Source organism: uncultured Anaerococcus sp. (assembly GCF_937934665.1).
GTDB lineage: Bacteria > Bacillota > Clostridia > Tissierellales > Peptoniphilaceae > Anaerococcus.
The window spans coordinates 1-2,859 of sequence record NZ_CALGYW010000039.1 but is presented as its reverse complement, the minus strand read 5'-3'; the positions used below and the strand labels follow the sequence as shown (position 1 = coordinate 2,859).

Here is a 2,859-nt window from a genome sequence, read left to right as displayed (position 1 = left end):
CCACCTTTTGATTTTCGCATTTTTAGGCAAGTTTTAAGGTCAATGGCCTGGTAGATGTCATCTTCAAATAGGTCTGATTCTTTTTGATAGACCCCTATATCAAGCTCTTCTAGAGTGAGATTTTTCTCTATGGCGTATTTTACAAGTCTTGCTGCTATGTGGTGGGCGTCTCTAAAGTTTTGGCCTTTTTTTACCAAATAATCTGCCACATCTGTTGCATTTAGAAAACCATCCTTACATGCCTTTAGCATATTTTCTTTATTTATAGTCAGGGTTTTAATTTGACCTGCCATTATTTTTAGGGACATTTTTATGGTATCTATCGAATCAAAGATATATTCCTTATCTTCCTGCATGTCCTTGGCGTAGGATAAGGGAAGTGCTTTCATCATTACAAAGACCTGATTCATATTTCCTATAAGTCTTGCTGACTTTCCCCTTACAAGTTCTGCCATATCTGGATTTTTCTTTTGGGGCATGATTGAGGATCCTGTGGCAAATTTATCATCTAGATCTATAAATTTATAGGCAGGGCTTGCCCAATTTATTATCTCTTCTGCAAACCTTGATAGGTGGACTGCAATTATAGATAAGACTGAACTAAGCTCCATTATATAGTCCCTATCGCTTACTGCATCCATGGAGTTTGCCATAACAGAGTCAAAGCCAAGCTCAGCCGCCACAAAGTCCCTGTCTATATCATAGCTAGTCCCAGCTAGGGCGCAGGCTCCAAGGGGCAATTGCTTTAACCTTTTTATATAATCTTCCATCCTTCCTATATCCCTTAGGTTCATAAAGGCGTAGGCCATAAGATGGTGGGCAAGGCTTACTGGTTGGGCTGCCTGGAGGTGAGTGTAACCTGGCATGATAGTCTCGGTATTATCTCCCGCTAGGTCAGTTAGACTCTTAGTATAAACTTTCAAAAGATTGATTATTTCTAGACTTTCTCTTTTTAGGAAAAGTTTTAGGTCAGTTGTGACTTGGTCATTTCTTGACCTTGCTGTGTGCATTTTCTTGCCCACTTCTCCTATCTCTCCTATTAGAGCTCCTTCTACAAAGGTGTGGATGTCTTCTGATCCTTGGTCTATTTTAAGGGTTTTAGCCTTTAGTTTTTCTTCTATTAAGTTAAGACCTGCGATGATTTTTTCTGACTCTTCTTTTTTTATAATCCCTTGTCTTCCAAGCATTTTGACATGGGCTATAGACCCTTTTATATCATCAAAGACTAGCCTTTGATCTATTCTTATTGATGAGTTAAAGCTTTCTGCATCTTTATTTAAATTTCCATCAAGCATCCCACTCCATAGTTTCATTTATTTCTTGTCTCCTTCTTTCACAGCTTTTGCATAGATTTTACTTGATAGGCCAAATAAATTTATGAAGCCTGTAGCATCTGATTGGTTGTAAACATCATCTTCTTCAAAGGTTGCATACTCTTCTAAGTATAGAGAATTTGTCGCATATATACCAGCTGGTTGCATAGATCCCTTATAAAGTTTTACCTTTACCTTACCTGTTACATTTTCCTGAGTTTTTTCTATAAAGGCGTCCATGGCGTACTTTAGAGGTGTCATCCACTTGCCTGCATAGACTAGATTTGCATAGTCAAGAGCCATTTTTTGCTTGTATTGGAGACAATCCGGGTGAAGGGTAACTGTTTCTAGCTTTTCATGGGCAAAATATAGGACACTTGCTGCTGGATTTTCGTATATTCCCCTAGATTTCATGCCGACCATCCTTGATTCAACTATATCATCTATTCCTATGCCGTGTTTGCCAGCAAGGTCATTTAGTTTCTTAACCAGGTCAGAACCTTTAAGCTTCTCTCCATTTAGGGCTATAGGTTTACCCTTATTAAATTCTATTTCTACTATCTCTGCCTCATCTGGAGCTTTTTCCGGTGGAGTCACCCAGTGCAAGATTTTTTCTAAGTCTGCCGCATTTTCCGGATCTTCTAGGTCAAGACCCTCGTGCGATAAGTGCCAGATATTTTCATCCATAGAATAGTCTTCTTCTTTGGTGAAGTTTAGCTTGATGCCATGGTCTTTGGCATAGGCTTCTTCCTCGCTACGTCCCTTGATATCCCAGAACCTCCATGGAGCAAGAACCTTCATATCTGGAGCGATTGCCATTATAGATAGCTCAAAACGGATTTGGTCGTTACCCTTACCGGTACAACCGTGGACTATTAGGTCTGCGCCTTCTTTTTTAGCCACATCTACCAATACTTTTGAAATAAGTGGACGAGCTATGGCAGTACCTAATAAATAGACATTTTCATACTTGGCCCCTGCCATTAGAGATTTAAAACCGTACTCTTCTATAAATTCATCTTCTACATTGATATTATAAAACTTCTCTGCTCCTGATTTTAAAGCTTTCTCTTCCATGGCCTTAGCGTTTTCTACCTGACCTAGGTCAACTGACACACAAATAACTTCCTTGGCACCATTTTCCTTAAGCCATGTCACCATCACGGATGTATCAAGACCACCAGAATAGGCTAAAACTACCTTTTTTGCTTCCTTTAAAACTTCATATTCATTCTTTATCATTGTTTTCCTCCCTAAAATTTTTGTCAAAACTAGTTATTTGTGCCGCTTTTTTGATAATAAAAAAAAGCCTTCATCCCAAAAGGGACGAAGACTCGTGATACCACCCATATTCATCTATTTTTCACAAAATAGACCTCTTCAAGTACTAACATACTCTAACTCTGTAACGGGAGTGCCCGTATAGGTCTCCTTGTATCGACCTACAAGCTCTGAGGTTCTTTTCACAATCTCTTAACTTCTCCCCTCACACTCTACGGGATTCGCTTTAAGTCTTAAGAAAGCTACTCTTCTCTTCAACACTTTT

Annotated in this window: 2 protein-coding genes and 1 other annotated feature; both genes read right to left on the bottom strand. The window is 39.1% G+C overall.

The window, feature by feature from the left end; translation table 11 throughout:
- A partial coding sequence (gene argH / locus Q0410_RS01570; RefSeq protein ID WP_299032181.1) for an argininosuccinate lyase occupies positions 1–1,313 on the bottom strand: 1,313 nt, incomplete at its 3' end.
- Positions 1,314–2,555 (bottom strand): argininosuccinate synthase, encoded by a 1,242-nt coding sequence (locus Q0410_RS01565; RefSeq protein ID WP_299032178.1) that lies wholly within the window; start codon positions 2,553–2,555, stop codon positions 1,314–1,316.
- A gap of 77 nt (positions 2,556–2,632) precedes the next feature.
- Positions 2,633–2,859, bottom strand: a binding site (T-box leader).

Coding starts and splice junctions, on each gene's coding strand:
- Q0410_RS01565 (WP_299032178.1), bottom strand. CDS start 2,555: ATGATAAAGAATGAATATGAAGTTTTAAAGGAAGCAAAAAAGGTAGTT.